Origin of the sequence: Undibacterium sp. Ji83W (assembly GCF_049340385.1) — a bacterium.
Classification (GTDB): domain Bacteria; phylum Pseudomonadota; class Gammaproteobacteria; order Burkholderiales; family Burkholderiaceae_D; genus Undibacterium.
The window spans coordinates 163,507-183,940 of the sequence record NZ_JBMPOZ010000012.1 but is presented as its reverse complement, the minus strand read 5'-3'; the positions used below and the strand labels follow the sequence as shown (position 1 = coordinate 183,940).

Sequence of the window (20,434 nt, the reverse complement as noted above, 5' to 3'; positions counted from 1 at the left end):
AAAGTGTTCAGATTTTTTTGGAAATGTTTTATGCGGCTATGCCACGTCTCGCCTGCATGGCAGCGCCCAGTGCTGCCATTTGCGCTTCAGAAAACAAGCGCTTTGCCATGGGGGCGATCTGGGTTTCTTCTGTTTGCATGTGCTCGGTATACAAATCATTGAAAGCTTGCACAGACGCTGCCGACAAAGTGGCAGGTGCACCATCGTCTGTGTTGACGATGGCACTTAGCTGCTTTTCCAATTGCTGCCATTGCGCTGCCATGTCTTCATGCTGGCTAAGGATTTTTGGCAACAGACTGGCTAGCAGGGCTGCATCTTCATCTTTGGCTGTCACTTGTAGCTCAGGCAATAAATTGATCTCTTCATCTTCGTGATGCAAGGGCGCTGCCTTGATGAAATAATTCAACACAGACTGCGCAGCCTGTTGGGCATCCTTGTCTGCCCCGTGCGTAGGCAAGTGTTCAAGCAGCTTGGCCATAGTCGCCAATTGCTTGCGTATGCGATCATGGCAATGCTTGAGTACTGCCAGGGGCTGATCAAAGCCTGGGGCACTGTCGAATAAAGTATTCATGTTCACTTTGCATATATTGGGTATGCCCATTATGCAATAGACAGGCTAGCCATGCTTGCGTCATATCAAATTCAGGCGTGCTTACTCAAGTGCGCTTAGCTATGCGCCAGGCAAATATATTCCCCTGCAATAGGCTTGCTCTGGCTTGCCTGCTGGGCAGCAGCAATGCTTTCTTTCAAGTCTTTCAGATTAAAACCATGTTGCTGCAAAAATATTGCAACCTGGTCTTGTGCCATGCCGGACAAAAACGGTTCGGCTTTTTTCTTGAGGAAAAAATCGATGAGCTTGCTGGCCGGGCGGAAATTGGGCTGGCCGTTTGCCTGGATTTCCATCCATGTAAAAATCAATGAGGCATCATGGGCCGCCATTTTCATTTGCTTTAATAGCGTAGCAATGTCACTGACCGTCAAATACATGAGCAAGCCTTCTGCGATGAACACGGTCTTCAGGTTTGCATCAAAGTCTTTGCAGCTGCCTAATACCTCTGCCAGGCTTTGCTTGCCCAGTTCAGCAGCGATGCAGTGAATGCGATTTGCGTGTGATGTTCCTGCTGCAGCGCGCTTCACGGCCTGTGTCGCCGGATGATCGATTTCTATCAATTTCAGCCCGGCTTGCTGCTCGGCCAATTCCATGCACAGGGTATCGTAGCCAGCACCTATCAAGACGATCTGACGTGTGCCAGCAGCGATGGATTGCGCAACATAATCCCTGATGACTTTCTTGCGCAAGACATAGTGCAGCAAGATGCCAGGCAGGGTAATTTTTTCCGCTGCATATGCCAGCGTGCGAAACCAGTGGCGTGTAACGAGGCTGGACAGGCGCGGGTGGCTGGCACGCAATAAGCGCTGGCCATGCGCGGCCATGCTGTCTGGCACCATAGCGCGATAGTCCGGATCACGCGCCAACATTTGTACCCCGGCTGCAACGATCAGTGCAGTATTGCTGGCTTGATTCGTCTTCATGCTGCCTGCTCCAGGTGTGCAGAAAACATGGCTGCATGATGCTGGAACCAGGTACTCTGGAATAACAGTTCAGGGTCAAAACGATGTTTGTAAGCCAGGAAGTTTTCAAAGTTGGGATAGCAGTGGCGGATTTGTTCTATCGTCGCAAAGCGTCCATAAGTCAGGTAGAAACTGCCATCACGTTTGATCGCAAGATCGATCAAGCGACGAAATGTTGCGCCCGTAGCGGCGATGCCACTTTCTGTATGTTCTGTGTGCAGATTGAAAATCACGCAGGCATAGTCTTGCCTGGCCCATGGCAAGAAGCTTTCTGTGTCTGCCTCTATCAAGCGAACAGTGCCGTAGATGAGATCGACACCATGCTGGCGAAAATCCTGTGCTGCATCGCGCATGAAGGCGGGTAGTTCAGCTCTGGGTACATACAACTCACCTATCATCTCCGAACCACGGTGTCCAAGCAGGCCATCTATCTGTTTGTGATAACCATCCAGATAGGTAGTTTGCTGCAGCCGGTCGCTCCAGTAAATTTGACCAGAACTGGCCATATAGTGCTGGGCATAGCAATCAAAGGCGCGGCTCTTGTCCACATGGGCCAGTACCAGCAATTGCTGCCATTGCTCATCACTGAGCGCATGCTCTTCCCGGATGCTGCTGGTGTCTGATACCGGGCAATAACAGGAAAATACGCCTCGCTGTAAAAAATCAGGGCTGGCAGGGTCGATGGAGAACTGGAAGTCGCCATAAGCGTAGCCAGAGTCTATGCGTTGCTGGAATGCAGGCATCAAATTATCCAGCGTAATAACGCTGACATCACGCCGCATTTTTTGTCTTTTCGTCAGACGCAGGCTGACTTTGGTAATGACGCCAAACATGCCATAACCACCTATGACCAGCCTGAACAGATGACGATTGCTGTCGCGGCTGCAGTGCTGCAAGCTTCCCTGCGCATCAAGCAGGCTGAAGCTTTCTACATCATCAATAAACGGGCGCATTTGCAGGCCACGACCATGCACATTCGCAGACAGGCAACCACCTATGCTCAGGTCATCTGCTCCTGTTTGTTTTTGTCGTATCGCCCATTGATGCAGGCTGTCTTTTTGTGCTGCTTCCAGATAGTCAATCAGCGCAGGCCACTGTATGCCAGCCTCGACCGTGACGATGCCCAGTTCGCGGTCAAAGTTGAGTACTTTGTCCATGCCGCGCATGTCCAGCAAGACCGCATCTTCAGCAAACTGCTGCCCGCCCATGGCATGGCGGCCTGCGCTGATGGCGATCTTTTTGTTATTGTTTTTTGCTGCGGCCAATGTACTGGCAAGCTGAGCGAGATTGTTTACCTCAACGATCTTGCTTACTTGGGTGAGATTGAGTGCGGAATGCACGTCATTTACATTGACTGCGCTATGCGACTGGTTTTTGTTAGGCATGTTGTTTTCTCCCGATTTGAAGATTGCATTTTGCAATTTAAGGTATTGATATACAATCTAATAAAAATTAGTATTGAATATCAATACCTTTAGCCGTTTGTGAAGTGACGTTAAGTTTTTATAGAAGACCTCTCAACACAGAGACACAGAGGGGGCACAGAGGGGCACGGAGAAAAGCGAGTGAATCTACAGCCATCTATGCTTTTCTCTGTGCCTTTGTGCCTCATTGGTGAGCTTTTTGGTCTTGTCACAAGTCATTCAAATATCTCCAAAAAAATGGACCTGCCATGAACCTGACTCAACAAATCACGATTGCCCTGAAAAAGCACCTGAAACAAAAAGGCCTGACCTATGCGCAGCTGGCTGCTCATTTGCAAATCAGTGAAGCCAGCGTGAAACGTTTGTTTTCTGAATCGACGTTTACAGTCCGCAGGCTGGAATCCATCTGCCAGTTGCTGGAACTGGATTTCCTGGAACTGGCAAGGCTGGCACGCGGCCAGCAAGAGTTGAAGGGGGAATTAACTGAGTCGCAGGAACAAACACTGGCAGAGCAACCCAGGCTGCTGGGCGTGTTTTACCTCTTGCTGAATCAATGGCAAGTCAAGGAAATTGCCCGGCAATTTGAGATTGCAGAAACTGAGTTATTACAGTTATTGATGAAGCTTGAGCGTCTGGGCTTGATCGAACTTCATCCAAATAACCGCATCAAATTACTGACTCACACCACCCTGCAATGGCGTGATGGCGGGCCTATACGCAAGAAATATCAGTCGCAAGTCATGGAAGAATTTTTGCAGAGCGACTTTCATGAAGAGCAGGCAGTTTTACGCTTTGAAACCCGCGAACTCAGTGCAGCATCGATTGCTGTTTTGCAAAGAAAAATGGCACGCCTGCTGACTGAATTTAACGAGCTGGCAGATATTGATGCCAGCTTGTCATCAGAACAAAGGCAGGGCATGGCGCTGCTGATGGCGACCAGGCCATGGGTATTTTCGCTGTTCTCTGATTTGAAGCGCAAAGCCGGCAGGTAAAGTCACGGCTTGAGCCGCATCAAGTAAAATAGCGCCTGCTTACAATGTCCAGCCTGCGGGCGCAATTTTCTTATGCAAGATGTAATAGATATCGATTTTGAACGCCGCTTTGGTGGTATTGCCCGTCTATATGGAGCCGCAGGTCTTGAGCGTTTCAAGCAGGCGCATGTCTGCGTTATTGGCGTCGGTGGTGTAGGCTCCTGGGTAGTGGAGGCGCTGGCGCGTAGTGCCATAGGCCGTATCACCATGATAGATCTCGATAATGTGGCTGAATCAAATATCAATCGCCAGATACAGGCAAATACTGATACGGTCGGCAAGGCCAAGGTCACTGCATTGGCCGAACGGATTGCCCTGATCAATCCCTATTGCAAGGTGAATGAAGTCGAAGACTTTGTCACGCCAGACAATCTTGATGCCATGCTCGGTCAGCCAGGTTTTGATTATGTGATCGATGCCATCGACAATGTCAAAGCCAAGACGGCCCTGATTGCCTATTGCCGCCAACATGCTATACCGCTGATTACCATAGGTGCAGCAGGTGGACAGACTGATCCCGGCAAGATAGAAATTCGTGATCTCTCACGTACCGAGCAAGAGCCTTTGCTGGCACTGGTGCGCAAACGCCTGCGTCAAAACCATGGTTTCCCGCGCGGGGCAAAAAGTAAATTTGGCATTGATGCAGTGTTCTCCATGGAAGCCTTGAGCGTGCCAGAGACTGCCGAAGTTTGTGAAGTCGATGCCAATGCCGGTGTCGACGCCGCTACCAATAACAATGCCAGTGCAGGTGTCACTGGTTTGAATTGTGCCGGCTTTGGTTCGTCCATCGTTGTCACAGCGTCTTTCGGTCTGATGGCGGCTGCCCAGGTGTTGCGCAAGCTGGCAACTGGTGATGTAGATAATCAGGCAAAGTAATTTCCACATTTTTCAAATTTCCTACCGATATTTGTGTATGGAAACAATCTTTCATACTTTGTGGGGGAAATAGCTCAGGCATTGTTGAATTACTTGTCGCGCCTTGAGTTATTGCCTTTTAGCATTTAAAGTCAAATCACGCATCAGGCCAGTTCTGATGCGCTCATCCCCGTTGTCCCTGCAATTTAGAAGTAAATACCTCGCAGGCGATACGCTGACTTATGGTTGTTCACCATCCGCCCGATGTTACGGAGGCTAGTATGTTTCAGGATATTCGTATCAAGACCAAGCTGATTTTCAGTTTTATTCTATTGTCTTTGCTTGTATTGGCCATAGGTTCTGCTGGCTACCTGAGTTTGAATGCCAGCAATAATTCGATTAAAACCGTCTATGACGACAGGCTGGTCGCGCTGGGACAACTGGACGGCGTGATACGCCTGCTCATGAGAAACCAGGTCGTTACAGCCAAGGCAATAATTGATGCCCCGGAAAAAGCTCCAGCCCACATCACCGCTGTTGAAGCAGGCAAGGCTGAGGCGAGCAAGATCTGGAGCGAGTACATGGCGACATATCTGACGCCAGAAGAAAAAGCCCTGGCTGACCAGTTTGCGGCAAGACGCAAACAATTCCTGGAAGAGGGTTTGAATCCGACTTTGACAGCGCTGAAAAATAAAGACATGGATGCGGCTTCGAAGTTATTCAACAGCAAAGTGGACCCCTTGTTTTTATCCATGAAAGAATCCATGGATGGGCTCATACAATTGCAACTTAACGTTGGCAAGTCTGAATATGAAGCTTCGCAAAGTTTCTTTGGCCGTTTCCAGGTATTTGCGTCCTTGTTTATTATATTGTCCGTGCTGTTTGCGTCTGCCATGGGTGTATGGCTGGTACGCAGCATTTCGCGTCCATTGAATTATGCGATTGATATCGCAAACAATATCGCTGCCGGTGATTTGCGTCAGGACATAAAGATCAGCTCGAAAGATGAGGCGGGCGAATTGTTGCAAGCCTTGTCGAATATGAACCAGAGTTTGATCAATATAGTCAGGCAGGTCAGGACCAGCACCGACACTATTTTTACTGCATCGAACGAGATTGCCACGGGCAATCTGGATTTGTCTGAACGTACTGAAAGTCAGGCCAGCTCACTCGAAGAAACTGCGTCGTCGATGGAAGAGCTGACTTCAACCGTACAACATAATGCCGCCAGCGCCGCGCAAGCCAATCAACTGGTCATGTCTTCATCAGACTTTGCCAGCAAGGGTGGGGACGTGGTTGGGCAAATGGTCAATACCATGGGAGCTATCAAGGATAGTTCGCGCAAAATTGTCGATATCATTGGCGTCATCGATGGCATTGCCTTCCAGACCAATATCCTGGCCTTGAACGCTGCAGTCGAAGCTGCCAGGGCTGGTGAGCAGGGTCGTGGTTTTGCAGTTGTTGCTTCTGAAGTGCGCAATCTGGCGCAAAGATCAGCCAGTGCTGCCAAAGAGATCAAGCAATTGATAGGAGACTCGGTATCCAAAGTTGATGCAGGTACTGCACTGGTGGATGAAACTGGCGTTACGATGAGCCAGATCGTGACTTCGGTCAAGCAGGTGGCTGACATCATGAGCGAGATTGCTGCGGCAGGCGGCGAGCAAAGTCGTGGGATCGAGCAGGTGAATGTGGCGATCATCCAGATGGACCAGGTGACCCAGCATAATGCTGCCCTGGTGGAAGAAGCCGCTGCTGCGGCCCAAAGCTTGTTGGAACAGGCTGATAATTTACATCAGGTGGTGGGTGTATTCAAAATGGCAGGCATGGCAGAAGGCGTCGGCGCTGGTAAAACGGGTAACGCTGGCAAGTTCAAAAAAGCGCAAGCAGCCAATCAGGATCAACGTCAGAGTCTGCGACTAGGCTGAGCAAGCAGTAAACATAAAAAAAGCCAGTCTGATTTAATATCAGGCTGGCTTTTTTTAATTATAAATCTTGAATTTTGACTCTTTAATTATCGAGCTTGAAATTGAATTCCAGCAGAGTCGTCAAGGGTTTGGAGATGGGTGCATATTTCCATTGAGATGCTGCCGCAATCACTTCCTTGTCAAAATGCTTGGGTGGATTGGCTTTGACGATTTCTACCTGCGAGACTTTGCCATCAGTATCAACATGTACACGAGCGCTGACAACGCCTGAAGTGATACCGGCACGCACTGCAGTGCTGGGGTATTTCGGTTGTACGCTGGAGATAACTTTCAAGGTCAGGTTTTCTACCGGTGCCGCAACTGGCGCTGGTTTGGGTGCCGCAGCGACCACTGGTGGTGGTGCTTCTACAGGTTTAGGTACTGGGGCTGGCGCAGTTGCTGTGGCAGAAGCGACCTTAGGCACTTCTTTGACTTTGGCTGCCAGGGCTTTCGCCTCAGCTGCCAATTTTGCATCTTTGGCGTCTTTAGCCTCTTTCGCTTCCTTGGCTTCTTTTGCTTCTTTCGCCAGTTTTTCTTCTTTGGCGATTTGCGCAGCAGACTTGTTGGATGCCATATCCATCCACTTGGTCACGTCGGCAGTATCGGCATGTTTGACAGGATTTTTCACCAGACCAGTAGGCATGGGGGTAGATGAAGGCGCATCAGGTACGCTGGCAACAGGAGCCGGTTCAGGGGTCTTTTGACAAGCGCTAATGAGCAGCGCACTGGATGCCAGGCTGAAAGTAAGAAATGACAACTTCCCTGTTTTTTTAATGACTACCGTTTTCATATTACTCCAGACAAAAGACCGTTTTAAAGCCAAAATTAAATCAAGCAAGCGGCTGTTTCACAGCAAAAAGCATCGATGCAAAAAAATGGTGCAATCAAAAAATAAATGCATTTATTTGGTGCAAAACCAGTTTGTTCACTGCTAAGGAAATTTTCACAAATCCGAACGGCTATCCTGCCATGGATATAGCCACTTAGCAATATTCAAATCACAGAAGTGATTGAAATCATGAAAATACCCAGATCAAAACTACTTTACTTGCGCGTAACTATGCAGGATTTGTGCCAAATGCTGGCTAAATCATTTAAATGATACGAATTGTGAAAAAAAAGCCAACTTCTTTCGAAGTTGGCTTGTAGTATTGTTACTAATTTATCGTCAAGGCGTTTAGTGATAAACAGTGTTTATGTGTTTCAGGATTTTCCGAACACTTCATTCAATTGCTGTGTCACCCGGATGAAAGTCGTGCGCTTGGTCAATTCCTTCAGTTTGTGTGCACCCACGTAAGTGCATGCTGAACGTACCCCACCCAAAATATCCTGCAAAGTTGCTTCCACCGGGCCGCGGTAAGGTATCAGTACTTCCTTGCCTTCAGATGCACGGTATTTGGCGACACCACCGGCATATTTGTCCATAGCAGCGCGGCTGCTCATGCCGTAAAAGCGCTTGAATTGCTGGCCATCGCGTTCTATCAAATCACCTGCACATTCATCATGGCCAGCCAGCATGCCACCCAGCATGATGAAGTCGGCACCGGCACCAAAGGCCTTGGCCAGGTCACCCGGCACGACGCAGCCACCATCGGCGCAGATTTGTCCGCCCAGACCGTGCGCTGCATCGGCACACTCAATCACCGCTGATAATTGCGGATAACCCACGCCCGTCATCTTGCGCGTGGTACAGACTGAGCCAGGTCCTATGCCCACCTTGACGATATCGGCACCAGCCAGTATCAATTCTTCAGTAATGTCGCCAGTTACCACATTGCCAGCCATGATGGTCAGGTGCGGGTAAGTGGTGCGCACTTTTTTGACGAAGTTGATAAAGCCTTCGGTATACCCGTTTGCTACGTCTATGCAGACATATTCTATGGCGTTCTGGGCGCGTGCCATGACGGCTGAAAACTTCTCGAAATCGGACTGGGTGATACCCATGGAATAAAAGGCCGTCGCTTTTCTTTGCAAGGCAGAGAAATAGTCGACCAGCGCATCTTCATCATAATGCTTGTGCAAGGCGACAGATAATTGATGCGGGTCCAGCGCGGCGGCCATTTCCATGGTGCCGGTAGAATCCATATTCGCAGCAATGATGGGGATACCGTGATAAGTCTTGCGGGAATGATGGAAAACGAATTCACGTTCCAGATTGACCTGGGAACGGGAGGTGAGGGTGGACCGTTTTGGACGTATCAAAACATCCTTGAAATCCAGCCTGAGGGTTTCTTCTATATGCATAACGACTCCATGATGCGTCTGGCGGACGCGGGAAGTGACAAGCCAGGCAGCAAAGCTGACTAAGTTGTTGAGCCGTACTTGAGTATAGTGCAAAAAAATCCGGAATCATCATCTGAATTTGATATGGACGATATCATCCATTTCGTATTCCGTATAACCCAAATATTGCCAAGGTGATATGCCGAACCTGATTAATCTTGGCCTCCTGGCCCTGCAAGGATCAGAGCGTCAGAATGCTCGCGGCACGGTATAAATGCCAGGCAATTCTCGAGTATCGCCTGACAACACTGGCAGCCGCATATGTGTAGAAGGCTAGACTAACGGTTTGCCAAGCTATATCAACTATAAGCTGAGGAGGCTGATCAGTGGCAGGCAGCCCGGCCTTTATCAATGAGGCTTTGTCCTGGCACAGACAAGAATTCCCACTCATAGGACTTGTCATGCAGGCTCAGCTTCAATACCCCGTGGGTAGAGTTATCGCGGATTTCTGTCGCACCCTTGGGAAAAAACATAGGCGTCAACCTGGCACCACCTGTGCCAACGACAAAACTGCGTATACCATTTTTGTCATCCCGGTCGCCATTCGCATCAAGTGGGGCGAAGCGTTCGTAATCGTGATCGTGTGAAGTCAGCACGATATCTGCTTTTGCAGCAGCCAGCATGGTCCAGGCTTCTTGCATGTTTTTATTATTGCCGTGGCCGCCAGAGCTATACACAGGATGATGCCAGAAGGCCAGAGTGCAGCTTTGCTTGTTGCTGCCCAGTTCTTCTTTCAGCCATTTCAATTGCACTTGCATCTGGGCAGGGGCGAGATTGCTGTTGAGTGAAAGGATAAGCCACTTGCCCAATTGAGTTGCATAATAACCGCGCCTGTCTGGCCCGGCCAGTTCACCAAAGTAATTGTAATAACCCGAAGCCTTGGGCGTGCCGTAATCATGGTTGCCGGGCGAGGGCAGGGTTTTATCCTTGAAGCGCCCCCAGGTTGGATCATAACATTTGCCAAATTCTTTGGGCTTGCCGACAGGATAAGTGTTGTCACCCAAGGTAATTGCTCTTGCCATGCTGTCCTTTGCCAGGCCGGCAGCAATCAGTTCTGCAGTTTTGGCTGCCATATTTTCCAGAGGCGGGATTTTTCTACAGTCGGCGATATCACCTGCAACATAGACGGTCGCGCTGATGGGTTTTTCGGCAGCGTGTACACGTGGAATAAACAGGGCAGATATAACAATAGCCAGGACGGAAAGACGCATGAATTTTTCTATTTACGAAGGCAATGCCAGGTGTTGGCAGGGACAGGCGCGTATTCTACCTGTTCCTCTCGCTTCAATACTATAGTTTGGCATGCCGCAAGCGCAGGGCATTGCTGATCACCGATACTGAACTCAAGCTCATCGCTGCACTAGCTATCATGGGGCTAAGCAAAATCCCAAACCACGGATACAAAAGCCCGGCAGCCACAGGCACGCCCACAAAATTATAGGCAAAGGCAAAGAACAGGTTTTGCCTGATGTTTTTCATCGCCTGTTGACTCAGGGAGCGGGCTTTGACGATGCCGCGCAAGTCACCTTTCACTAGCACCACATGGGCGCTATGCATGGCAACATCAGTGCCGCTGCCCATGGCGATGCCCACATCTGCCTGTGCCAATGCAGGTGCGTCATTGATGCCATCGCCTGCCATGGCCACCACGCGGCCCTGTGCCTGCAACTCCTGCACAATGCGGAATTTCTCTGCAGGCAGCAAGTCGGCGCGCACATCATCCAGCCCCAGTTGTTTTGCCACTGCCTGTGCTGTGACGGCATTGTCGCCAGTCAGTACGATGATATGCATACCCTGTTGCTGTAATTGGTTTATTGCTTCCTTGCTGTTGCTCTTGATCTTGTCAGCCACGCTCAGCAAGGCCACGGCTTTTTGATTGACTGCCATCAACATGACGGTATGCCCCTGCATCTGCAAATCGGCGACTTGTTGCTCAAAACCAGACATGCTGATCGCATGCTCTTCCAGAAGCGCCGGATTGCCCAGCAAGACTGTCTTGTCTTCAAATTTGGCACTGACACCCTTGCCTGTGATGGACGTAAAATCTCTGATGGCAACGGGCTTGGCATCGCGAGTTTCTGCATAGCTGACGATTGCATGGGCAACAGGGTGTTCACTGCGTTGCTCCAGTGCCATTGCCAGCGCCAGCAAATCTGCTTCTGATTCGCCACTGGCGACGCTAAAGTTTTGCAGTGTTGGTTTACCCTCGGTCAGCGTGCCGGTTTTGTCTATCAGCAGGGTATCGATTTTCTCCAGTCTTTCCAGTGCCTCGGCATCCTTGATCAAGACACCATCATGGGCACCGCGGCCTATGCCAACGGTGACTGATATCGGTGTTGCCAGGCCAAGCGCACAAGGGCAGGCGATGATCAGTACTGATACTGCAGCCATCAAACCATTCGCCAGTGCCGGTGCAGGCCCCCAGATAGCCCAGCCTATAAAAGCCAGCACGGCAGCGGCAATCACGCCGGGTACAAACCAGCCGGATACCTGGTCGGCCAGTTTCTGTATCGGCGCACGTGAACGTCCAGCCTGATTCACGAGAGAGATGATGCTGGCCAGCAAAGTGTCCTTACCTATGCGTTGCGCCTGCATGCTGAAACTGCCTTGCTGGTTGATCGTACCAGCGCTGACCTTGTCACCGGCCCGTTTGCTGACGGGTAGTGGTTCACCTGTCAGCATGGCTTCGTCAACATTGCTATGACCATCCAGCAATACGCCATCGACAGGAATATGCGCGCCTGGTTTGACACGCAAGCTATCATTAAGTAGCACTTCGTCCAGTGCAATTTCAGTCTCGCTGCCATCGGCAGCAATGCGTATCGCAGTCGCTGGTGTCAAGCCAAGCAGTGCTTTAATTGCTGCATTGGTTTGCGAACGTGCGCGTAATTCCAGTACCTGCCCAAGCAAGACTAAAGTAATGATGACGGCCGCAGCTTCAAAATACAGTGGCGCCATGCCATTCATCTTGAAGGCTGCTGGCAGGACATCTGGTAACAGTAATGCCACCAGGCTGAATACATAGGCGGCAGCCGTGCCCACGCCAATCAGACTGAACATGTTGAGGTGCATGGTCTTGAAGGATGCCAGCGCACGTTCAAAAAATGGCAGGCCAGCCCATAACACCACGGGCGTCGCCAGGATGAATTGCAACCAGTTGAAAACGCTCATACCCAGCAGGCTGTGAAAAGACATGCCTGGCAACATGTCACCCATGGTCATGACCAGCAACGGCAAACTCAACACCAGGCTGAACTTGAAGCGGCGACGCATATCGTCCAGTTCGCTGGTATCTTCTTCTACCGAGGCTTCCTTGGGTTCCAGTGCCATGCCACAGAGCGGGCAAGTGCCAGGGCCAACTTGTTCTATCTCCAGATGCATGGGGCAGGTAAATATCGCATCCTTGGCCACGGCTTTTGGGGCAGGTCGCCTGGACGGATCTAACCAGGCAGCAGGATCTTTACGGAATTTTTCCAGACAAGAGTTACAGCAAAAATAATAGCTTTGTCCTGCATGTACAAATTGATGCTGGCTTTGCGCATTGACACGCATGCCGCAAACCGGATCCTTGTGCTCACCTTGAGCGTCGCTTTGCATGGCATCGCTATTGACAGTAGCAACGCTGCCTAGCCCGATGATCTTCTTGGTCTTGACATAGTTTTCTGGCGCAGCATTGAATTTGCTGACGCAGGAAGTACTGCAAAAATAGTAGGCAGTACCTTGAAAACGGGCCATTTTCTCCGGGTTCTTGCTGACTTGCATGCCGCAGACCGGGTCTGTGAATTTCTTGTCCTGCGCTTTTTCTTGGTCACTGTCCGGCTGCACTTCATGCTTGTGCCCGCAGCAACTGCCATTATGCTGGTGATTGGTGTGGTCTTGAGTCATCGTTTTTCCTTCCAATACAAAATTAGCTTGATTGGCTTATCATAGACTCCGTACCCAAGAACAGAGTCAAGGACTTTTTAACTATGCTTGATGCAGATCAATATACGATAGGGCAATTGGCCAAGGCAGCGGGCGTGGGGGTAGAAACCATACGCTATTACCAGCGCCGTGATTTGCTGCCTGTGCCCGCAGTTGCCACTGGTTTTCGAACTTATCCGGCAAATCTGGCAGAGCGCATACGCTTTATCAAAAGGGCGCAAGAACTGGGCTTTAGCCTCGATGAAATCGCCAATTTACTGATGCTGGAAGATGGTAACGACAGGCAAGCCATACGCGATGTCGCACAGGAACGTTTGCTACAAGTACAAGCCAAACTGCTTGATTTGCACAGGATGGAAGACATGCTGACACAGTTGATACACCAGTGCGCATCATCAACGCAGCAAGTGCAGTGTCCGATTATCCAGGCGCTGGCGAGCAGCAGTCCAGACGAAGTGAAAGCTTGTCAACACTGAAGCAAGTTCTTCGTCAGTGCTCGCCGCTGGCGACCCAGTCCGGTTTCTCGGTTTGTACATAATGGATCAGCGCATCCACCACCAAGGGGTCAAATTGTGTACCGCTCCTGGTTTTGATATAGGCAATGGTATCTTCCAGTGACCAGGGTTCCTTGTAGGGGCGGCGGTGCAATAAAGCATCAAACACATCGACCACGGCAACGATGCGTGCCGACAAGGGGATATCTTCCCCTTTCAATTTGCGTGGATAACCATGTCCATCAAAATGCTCATGATGGCTGCCTGCAATTTGCGAGCCATAAGTCAGGTAGCTGACCCCGTCTACCATGGTGGCTGCGCGCGCCAGCACGGTTTCACCCGCCAGCGCATGGTATTCCATGATGATGCGTTCTTCCTTGTCGTGACCACCGGCTTTCAGCAGTACGGCATCGGGTGTCGCCACCTTGCCCACATCATGCAGGATGCTGGCAATACCCACCATTTCCATGAATTGTGGTGTCAGGTCAGTGGCAAAATTATTGCGCCGCTTGAGCTCGCTGGCGATCGCATTGGTCAGTTTGCAGACGCGCTGTACATGGCCTCCTGTATCGGTATCCCGTGATTCTGCCAGATCAGTCAGGGCGACAACTGAGGCTTCCTGCGCTCTTTGCAATTGCTCGTTCAGATAGCGGTTATCAAATGCGGCAGCAATACGGTCGCAGAATAATTCCAGCAAGTCGCGCTGCATTTGTCCCAGCGGCCAGGGCGGCGTCACCAGGATGGCAAATTCATGGCCTTGCCTGGTGTGGATGAACAAGACATCAGCAGGATGCTGGAACTGGCTTTTCTTTTCGTTGAAGGCTTTTTCGACGATGGCGGTCCATTCACAATCTTGCGGCAATTTATCTAATCCAGAAAAATCACTGTAAGTGCCGGTCGCGGCAATAATGCTGGCTTGCAGGCTGCCATCCGGTGTACCAACGGCGTGGCGTGACAGGCATAAGACACCGTCCGCACCAACATCAAGTATGGCACCGATCTGGTTCAACACGCCACAGGCAAATTCCTTCAATGACTTCAACTCATACAAATTGGCGGATGCCTGCAGTATGCGTGTCAAACCTATACGGCTGCGTTCTATCGACAGCAAACCTTCATAGGCGCGCAACGAGGCTATCACCGTGGTAAACAGGCGCTGGGTAGTCAGTTCGGTCTTGGTTTTATAATCGTTGATGTCGTAATCGACAATGACACTTTTTTCAGGTGCCTGGCCAGGCTGGCCAGTGCGCAGTACGATGCGTACCAGTTGATTCTTGAGTTCTTCGCGTATGCGTTTTACCAGGCGCAAACCGGCATCATCGGTTTCCATGACGACATCGAGCAGGATCAAGTTGATGTCGTTTTCCCTGCTTAAAATATCAAAAGCTTCAGATGCACTGTGGGCTGACAATATATCCAGCGGGCGTCCCTTGAAAACGATATTGTTCAGGGCCAGCCGGGTTACGGCGTGTATGTCTTCTTCATCGTCTACGATGAGCAGACGCCAGGGGTGTGATTCAAATGAGGTCTCCAGCTGTTCTTGCGACTTGTCATTGCTTTCATCTTCAATGATCCAGTCTTCTTCTGATTCCTGTTCGTGATTCATGCACTCCCCCGATCATTTGCACTGCAACATCGTTTGTAGTCAGAAAATCAATCGAAACGGTCTGTAATATAGGAATTTATTATGCCAGTAATTCTTGGGAAGTGCCTTCAGGCATCATTTTATTATGTGGTATTTGACAGACGTTCACATTGCAGTGCTAGTGACAGGGGTTTCGCTGGATGTAACAGTATTCAAGTGCAGGCGGTGCAATACCATATCAACAATTAATGTCTCGGCCTCCTCAAAATCATTTTCATTCAGTGGGCTATGCCCCAGTACCAGACTCATCTGGGCGGCAAAGTCAGCATACGACTGCGTCATCGCCCAAATGGAAAATAACAGGTGTGTCGTATTTACAGCAGCGATCTTGCCAGCCGCCATCCAGGCTTCAAAAACGGCTATATCTTTTTGCAAGAGTGGCAGGATTTTATTACGCATGGTCTCGGCATAGACAGGCGCACCGCTGATGACTTCCATCGCATAAACACGTGAGGCTTGTGGCTGCTCACGTGAAAAACGTAGCTTGGCCCGTATGTAATTGCCAAGCAATGTTGCCGGGTCATGGTCGGGGTCTGCCAGTATGTTCATACGATCCAGCCATTGATCCAGTACCTGGTCCAGCACCTTTTCATACAGGATTTGTTTGGTAGGGAAGTAGTACAGCAGATTCTGTTTTGACAGGCCAGCCCGTTCGGCAATCGATGCCAGTGCCGTACCTGCATAACCGGCCTCGGCAAATACCTCGACCGCCGCCTGCATGATGCGGGCTTCCAGCGCATCGCGTGAGCGCGTGAGTTTATCCGGTGCTCTATCCATGACGCTGTTTCATCAAAAAGGCTTTCAATGTATCCGCATCGCTGTAAGCGATATTGAAACGGAACCAGGGGTAGTCGCTGGCATGCAGGCTAAAGAATTCGTCCGGTGCCAGCAAGATGCCTTCCTGCAAAGCTTGTCTGGCAATATTGCTGGCGTTAGCCTTGCTGTCTTTCCATCCAGCGCTGATGAACATGCCGCCGCGTGGTTCTGCCAGGGGCGTGAGACCTGCGGCCAATAGCATGTCCATGCTGGCGTTGCGTGATGTTTCCAATTGCCGTTTGAGTTTTTCCAGCATGCGGCGGTACAGGCGTGAGCTGATCGCATGCAGCACGGCGCGTTCATTGATTTCTGATGTTGTCAAACCAGCCAGCATCTTCACCCTCAACAGTTCACCTATCAGCGAATGCGATGCGCAGACAGAGCCAACGCGCAGGGTAGGAGAGAGCGTCTTGGAAAAACTGCCGACCCGTATCACGCGGCGCAAACCATCCATCGCTGCCAGTGATGGTTCAGGGCGCGGGCATAGCTCGCGGTAGATATCATCTTCCACCAGCCAGAAGTCAAACTGTTCTGCCAGAGCCAGCAGGCGGTGTGCCTGTGCCTGGCTCAGGCTGGTGCCGAGCGGGTTTTGTAATACCGTATTCACGAACATCAGCTTGGGCTGGTGCAGCAGGGCTTTTTCCATGAGGCTATCGAGGTTCAGGCCTTTTTCATCGCGGGCTATGCCTATCGGTATGCAACCGTGATGCCGTATCAGCGACAACAGATTGCTATAACCTGGGTCTTCGACCAGTACAGTGTCGCCGGGTTTGCATAGTGTGCGCAGGATAAGGTCAAAGCCATGGGTAGCACCATGGGTCAGCAAAATCTGTTCAGAGTCAACACTGAACAGTTCTTGGGACAGGCTGCTGGCCAGATGCTGGCGCAGGCTGGGAAAGCCCAGGGGATTGCCATAACCACGCAGGCGCTGGGTAGGGATGCGCATGGATTGCTTCAGGGCGTCGAGCAAAATATCATCGCCATACCACTCAGGCGGCAACCAGCCAGAACCTACCGGCAGGGCGCTGGACACGCCAGAATACAGATCGGGGCTAAGCGCATCCAGCGCGCTGGGTATGACGGCTTGCGCCATGGGCTGCGGTGTACAGGCCGGTTTGGTGACAAAATAACCAGAGCCACGGCGTGAACTCAGCAAGCCCAGGGTGATCAGCCGCTCGTAAGATTCCACAACAGTAAAGGTACTGACGGCGTTACATTTGGCAAACTGCCGCACGGATGGCATCTTGCTGCCCTGCGCCAGGTCGTTCTGGCGCACCAGCCTGGTTACCTCCTGCACAATCTGGTCGACCAGGCTGGCCTGGCGGCTGCGCTCCAGTGACAGTTGCGGCCAGGTCGGGCTTTGCTCTACTGCCTGCACTTCTTTTACGGCGTCCATGCTTGCTCCTTGCTACGCAACAAATTGTGCATTTGCACATAACTGTGTTGCCTTGGCTACCAATACGGTTGGATGAAATTAAACTGGCTGTATATGTCATTACTGCATATGCTTATTTAGCATTTCAGCATATTTTTACCACTTGGTAAATTGTTTTCAGGAGAAGCCCATGCTCAGCAAACAACAACTCAATTCCTACTGGATGCCTTTCACGGCCAACCGTGACTATAAAGAAGCGCCGCGCCTGGTGGCTTCTGCCTCTGGTATGTACTACCGCGACCAGAATGGCCGCGAGATACTCGACGGCACGGCAGGCCTGTGGTGCGTGCCGCTGGGACATTCCCATCCAACTGTGGTGAAAGCGGTACAAGATGCCGTGGCGACCCTGGATTACGCACCCGCCTTCCAGATCGGCCACCCGCAAGCCTTTGAGCTGGCAGAACAGTTGATAGACTACAGTGGCCACAAGTTTGGCCAGGTGTTTTATACCAATTCTGGCTCAGAAGCGGTCGATACAGCCATGAAAATGGTGCTGGCTTACCACCGCAGCCGTGGCGAAGCCCAGCGTACCCGCTTCATCAGCCGTGAGCGTGCTTATCACGGCGTAGGCTTTGGCGGCATGTCACTTGGCGGCTTGCCTGCCAACCGCAAACAGTTTGGTACCTTGCTGGCTGGTGTTGATTACCTGCCGCATACACATAACCTGGAAAAAAATGCCTTCACCCGTGGCTTGCCAGAATACGGCACCCACCTCGCAGATGAGCTTGAGCGTCTGATTGCCCTGCATGATATTTCAACCATTGCTGCTGTAATCGTTGAACCACTGGCTGGCTCCGCTGGCGTCATCCTGCCATCAAAAGGCTATCTGAAGCGTCTGCGTGAACTATGCGACAAGCATGGCATCCTGCTGATATTTGATGAAGTCATCACCGGCTTTGGCCGCATGGGCACACCGTTTGCATCTGACTTCTTTGGTGTGACGCCTGACTTCATGACGACCGCCAAGGGCCTGACCAATGGTGTCGTACCTATGGGAGCGGTGTTCAGCCATCAAAAAATCTACGATGCCTTGTTGGAAGGTCCTGCAGGCATAGAACTGTTTCACGGTTACACCTATTCCGGTCACCCGCTGGCGGTTGCTGCCAGCCTGGCTTCATTGAAAGTATTCAAGGAAGAAAAAGTGCTGGAGCACGCACAAAGCATGACTGCCTATTGGGAAGATGGCCTGCATTCGTTGAAAGGTTTGCCGCACGTCATAGACTTGCGCAATGTCGGCCTGATCGGTGCGATAGAGCTCGAATCCATGCCAGGCAAAGTCGGCGCACGCGCCATGGCCGCCTACAAGAAAGCCTTTGCCGAAGGTGTGCTGGTACGCACGACGGGCGACATCATCGCCATGTCACCTCCATTGATATTGGAGAAGAAACACGTAGACCAGCTGTTCGGCAAACTGCACGACATTTTGAAACACCTCGATTAATCCGGCGAACATCATGACCACATATCAAGTCAATCATTACATCAACGGCGAACTGCAGCAAAGCATGCAGCCACGCTTTGCCGATATCTATAATCCGGCTCTTGGCTCTGTACAAGGCCAGGTCGCATTGGGCAGCGAGCAGGACGTTAACCTTGCCGTCGCCGCAGCGTCAAAGGCTTTTCCTGCATGGTCAAACACGCCAGCCCTGTCACGCGCCCGCGTGCTCATGGCTTACCTGAACCTGCTGCAACAGCATACCGATGAATTCGCCAATCTGCTGACCAAGGAACATGGCAAGACCCTGGCTGACGCCAAGGGAGAAGTCGCACGCGGCATAGAAGTGGTGGAGTTTGCGATAGGCATACCGCAACTGTTGAAGGGTGAATATTCCGAACAGATCGCCCGCGGCATTGATGCCTGCAGCATGCGTCAGCCGCTGGGTGTCGTCGCTGGTATCACGCCATTCAACTTCCCCGTCATGGTGCCGATGTGGATGTTCCCTATCGCTATCGCCTGCGGCAATACTTTTGTGTTGAAACCGTCAGAGCGTGATCCATCCGCATCCTTGCTGCATGCAAAACTGCTCAAGCAGGCGGGTTTGCCTGACGGTGTTTTCAATGTCGTGCAAGGTGATAAAACCGTCGTCGATGCGCTGCTTGATCATCTGGAAGTACAGGCCATCAGCTTCGTCGGTTCAACCCCGATTGCGCAGGCAATTTACGCACGCGGCTGTGCCAATGGCAAGCGCGTGCAGGCTCTGGGCGGCGCAAAAAATCATATGGTTGTCATGCCAGATGCTGATCTGGAAATGGCAGTCGATGCACTCATGGGCGCAGCCTATGGTTCTGCCGGTGAGCGCTGCATGGCCATCTCGGTCGCGGTTGCCGTTGGTTCTGCTGCTGATGCCCTGGTTGATGCCATGGCAGCACGTGTTAAATCTCTCAAAATCAATAACGGTCTGGCACCGGATGCAGAAATGGGCCCGGTCATAACCCATGCTGCCAAGGAACGCATAGAAAGCCTGATAGGCGATGGCGTGGCAGAAGGCGCAAAACTCGTCGTCGATGGCCGCAACTTTACTGTGCCAGGTCACGAAGAAGGCTTCTTCTGCGGTGGCAGTTTGTTCGATCATGTAACGCCAGAAATGACAGTCTATAAACAGGAAATTTTTGGCCCGGTCCTGTGCGTAGTACGTGTGCCGGATATGGCAGCCGCCGCAGAGCTCATCAACAAACATGAATACGGCAATGGCGTCGCAGTATTCACCCGCGATGGCGGCACTGCACGTGAGTTCGTGCGCATGATACAGGTCGGCATGGTTGGTGTGAATGTGCCTTTGCCTGTGCCTATGGCCTTCCATAGTTTTGGTGGCTGGAAGCGCAGTCTGTTTGGCGATCATCACATCTATGGTCCAGAGGGCGTGCGTTTTTATACCCGTGTGAAAGCAGTCATGCAACGCTGGCCAGACAGCATTTCTAAAGGAGCAGAGTTCTCCTTCCCGCAGAATAAATAAAAACGGGACTTACGCAAAATCGCGTCTTTGCGTAAGT

Annotated in this window: 16 protein-coding genes; 6 read left to right on the top strand and 10 right to left on the bottom strand. The window is 51.2% G+C overall.

All coding sequences use genetic code 11. The annotated features are described in order from the left end of the window. Positions 1-28: 28 nt before the first annotated feature. The 3 genes from ACO0LD_RS19885 to ACO0LD_RS19875 form a co-directional block, all read right to left on the bottom strand. Positions 29-571, bottom strand: a complete 543-nt coding sequence (locus ACO0LD_RS19885; protein ID WP_423009911.1) for a hemerythrin domain-containing protein — start codon at positions 569-571, stop codon at positions 29-31. A gap of 95 nt (positions 572-666) precedes the next feature. Further along, the gene (locus tag ACO0LD_RS19880) at positions 667-1,533 is read right to left on the bottom strand and encodes a class I SAM-dependent methyltransferase (RefSeq protein ID WP_423009910.1); all 867 of its coding nucleotides are present in this window, start codon (positions 1,531-1,533) and stop codon (positions 667-669) included. Beyond that, positions 1,530-2,957: an FAD-binding oxidoreductase gene (locus ACO0LD_RS19875; RefSeq protein ID WP_423009909.1), complete on the bottom strand. Its 1,428-nt coding sequence runs from the start codon at positions 2,955-2,957 to the stop codon at positions 1,530-1,532. Before ACO0LD_RS19875 ends, ACO0LD_RS19880 begins: the two co-directional genes overlap by 4 nt. A 287-nt stretch (positions 2,958-3,244) precedes the next feature. Between ACO0LD_RS19875 and ACO0LD_RS19870 the strand changes: the two genes are divergently transcribed. From ACO0LD_RS19870 to ACO0LD_RS19860, 3 genes are all read left to right on the top strand, one after another. Then, positions 3,245-3,988, top strand: a complete 744-nt coding sequence (locus tag ACO0LD_RS19870; RefSeq protein WP_423009908.1) for a helix-turn-helix domain-containing protein — start codon at positions 3,245-3,247, stop codon at positions 3,986-3,988. Between the two features lie 72 nt (positions 3,989-4,060). Next, a complete protein-coding gene (locus tag ACO0LD_RS19865; RefSeq protein WP_423009907.1) occupies positions 4,061-4,903 on the top strand; it encodes a tRNA threonylcarbamoyladenosine dehydratase in 843 nt (280 codons plus the stop codon). Positions 4,904-5,163: 260 nt separating this feature from the next. Further along, positions 5,164-6,807: a methyl-accepting chemotaxis protein gene (locus tag ACO0LD_RS19860; protein ID WP_423009906.1), complete on the top strand. Its 1,644-nt coding sequence runs from the start codon at positions 5,164-5,166 to the stop codon at positions 6,805-6,807. Positions 6,808-6,889: 82 nt separating this feature from the next. Here ACO0LD_RS19860 and ACO0LD_RS19855 read toward each other — a convergent pair whose 3' ends face one another. From ACO0LD_RS19855 to ACO0LD_RS19840, 4 genes are all read right to left on the bottom strand, one after another. Then, positions 6,890-7,636: an energy transducer TonB gene (locus tag ACO0LD_RS19855; RefSeq protein ID WP_423009905.1), complete on the bottom strand. Its 747-nt coding sequence runs from the start codon at positions 7,634-7,636 to the stop codon at positions 6,890-6,892. A 413-nt stretch (positions 7,637-8,049) separates the two neighbouring features. Next, positions 8,050-9,090 carry a GMP reductase gene (locus tag ACO0LD_RS19850; RefSeq protein WP_423009904.1) on the bottom strand — a complete coding sequence of 347 codons (1,041 nt, stop codon included), beginning with the start codon at positions 9,088-9,090 and terminating at the stop codon, positions 8,050-8,052. Positions 9,091-9,452: 362 nt separating this feature from the next. Next, a complete protein-coding gene (locus ACO0LD_RS19845; RefSeq protein WP_423009903.1) occupies positions 9,453-10,340 on the bottom strand; it encodes a metallophosphoesterase family protein in 888 nt (295 codons plus the stop codon). Positions 10,341-10,419: 79 nt separating this feature from the next. Further along, the gene (locus ACO0LD_RS19840; protein WP_423009902.1) at positions 10,420-13,014 is read right to left on the bottom strand and encodes a heavy metal translocating P-type ATPase; all 2,595 of its coding nucleotides are present in this window, start codon (positions 13,012-13,014) and stop codon (positions 10,420-10,422) included. Positions 13,015-13,097: 83 nt separating this feature from the next. Between ACO0LD_RS19840 and ACO0LD_RS19835 the strand changes: the two genes are divergently transcribed. Further along, complete coding sequence (locus tag ACO0LD_RS19835) at positions 13,098-13,529, top strand: MerR family transcriptional regulator (protein ID WP_423009901.1); 432 nt, start codon at positions 13,098-13,100, stop codon at positions 13,527-13,529. 13 nt (positions 13,530-13,542) lie between these two features. Here the strand turns inward: ACO0LD_RS19835 and ACO0LD_RS19830 are convergent, their stop codons facing one another. From ACO0LD_RS19830 to ACO0LD_RS19820, 3 genes are all read right to left on the bottom strand, one after another. Next, complete coding sequence (locus ACO0LD_RS19830; protein WP_423009900.1) at positions 13,543-15,153, bottom strand: DUF3369 domain-containing protein; 1,611 nt, start codon at positions 15,151-15,153, stop codon at positions 13,543-13,545. 144 nt (positions 15,154-15,297) lie between these two features. Further along, positions 15,298-15,969 carry a TetR/AcrR family transcriptional regulator gene (locus tag ACO0LD_RS19825; RefSeq protein ID WP_423009899.1) on the bottom strand — a complete coding sequence of 224 codons (672 nt, stop codon included), beginning with the start codon at positions 15,967-15,969 and terminating at the stop codon, positions 15,298-15,300. Beyond that, a complete protein-coding gene (locus ACO0LD_RS19820) occupies positions 15,962-17,404 on the bottom strand; it encodes a PLP-dependent aminotransferase family protein (RefSeq protein ID WP_423009898.1) in 1,443 nt (480 codons plus the stop codon). The genes ACO0LD_RS19825 and ACO0LD_RS19820 overlap by 8 nt, the downstream gene beginning before the upstream one ends. A 169-nt stretch (positions 17,405-17,573) precedes the next feature. Between ACO0LD_RS19820 and ACO0LD_RS19815 the strand changes: the two genes are divergently transcribed. Both ACO0LD_RS19815 and ACO0LD_RS19810 read left to right on the top strand, forming a co-directional pair. Next, on the top strand, positions 17,574-18,884 hold the full coding sequence (locus tag ACO0LD_RS19815) for an aspartate aminotransferase family protein (RefSeq protein WP_423009897.1): 1,311 nt from the start codon (positions 17,574-17,576) through the stop codon (positions 18,882-18,884). Positions 18,885-18,897: 13 nt separating this feature from the next. Next, the gene (locus tag ACO0LD_RS19810) at positions 18,898-20,397 is read left to right on the top strand and encodes a CoA-acylating methylmalonate-semialdehyde dehydrogenase (protein ID WP_423009896.1); all 1,500 of its coding nucleotides are present in this window, start codon (positions 18,898-18,900) and stop codon (positions 20,395-20,397) included. Positions 20,398-20,434 lie beyond the last annotated feature (37 nt).

What these genes read in the sequence shown, in the direction of transcription:
- ACO0LD_RS19810 (WP_423009896.1), top strand. Translation starts at nt 18,898, where the DNA reads ATGACCACATATCAAGTCAATCATTACATCAACGGCGAACTGCAGCAA.
- ACO0LD_RS19825 (WP_423009899.1), bottom strand. Translation starts at nt 15,969, where the DNA reads ATGGATAGAGCACCGGATAAACTCACGCGCTCACGCGATGCGCTGGAA.
- ACO0LD_RS19885 (WP_423009911.1), bottom strand. Translation starts at nt 571, where the DNA reads ATGAATACTTTATTCGACAGTGCCCCAGGCTTTGATCAGCCCCTGGCA.
- ACO0LD_RS19815 (WP_423009897.1), top strand. Translation starts at nt 17,574, where the DNA reads ATGCTCAGCAAACAACAACTCAATTCCTACTGGATGCCTTTCACGGCC.
- ACO0LD_RS19830 (WP_423009900.1), bottom strand. Translation starts at nt 15,153, where the DNA reads ATGAATCACGAACAGGAATCAGAAGAAGACTGGATCATTGAAGATGAA.
- ACO0LD_RS19860 (WP_423009906.1), top strand. Translation starts at nt 5,164, where the DNA reads ATGTTTCAGGATATTCGTATCAAGACCAAGCTGATTTTCAGTTTTATT.
- ACO0LD_RS19840 (WP_423009902.1), bottom strand. Translation starts at nt 13,014, where the DNA reads ATGACTCAAGACCACACCAATCACCAGCATAATGGCAGTTGCTGCGGG.
- ACO0LD_RS19820 (WP_423009898.1), bottom strand. Translation starts at nt 17,404, where the DNA reads ATGGACGCCGTAAAAGAAGTGCAGGCAGTAGAGCAAAGCCCGACCTGG.
- ACO0LD_RS19845 (WP_423009903.1), bottom strand. Translation starts at nt 10,340, where the DNA reads ATGCGTCTTTCCGTCCTGGCTATTGTTATATCTGCCCTGTTTATTCCA.
- ACO0LD_RS19870 (WP_423009908.1), top strand. Translation starts at nt 3,245, where the DNA reads ATGAACCTGACTCAACAAATCACGATTGCCCTGAAAAAGCACCTGAAA.
- ACO0LD_RS19850 (WP_423009904.1), bottom strand. Translation starts at nt 9,090, where the DNA reads ATGCATATAGAAGAAACCCTCAGGCTGGATTTCAAGGATGTTTTGATA.
- ACO0LD_RS19865 (WP_423009907.1), top strand. Translation starts at nt 4,061, where the DNA reads ATGCAAGATGTAATAGATATCGATTTTGAACGCCGCTTTGGTGGTATT.
- ACO0LD_RS19855 (WP_423009905.1), bottom strand. Translation starts at nt 7,636, where the DNA reads ATGAAAACGGTAGTCATTAAAAAAACAGGGAAGTTGTCATTTCTTACT.
- ACO0LD_RS19835 (WP_423009901.1), top strand. Translation starts at nt 13,098, where the DNA reads ATGCTTGATGCAGATCAATATACGATAGGGCAATTGGCCAAGGCAGCG.
- ACO0LD_RS19880 (WP_423009910.1), bottom strand. Translation starts at nt 1,533, where the DNA reads ATGAAGACGAATCAAGCCAGCAATACTGCACTGATCGTTGCAGCCGGG.
- ACO0LD_RS19875 (WP_423009909.1), bottom strand. Translation starts at nt 2,957, where the DNA reads ATGCCTAACAAAAACCAGTCGCATAGCGCAGTCAATGTAAATGACGTG.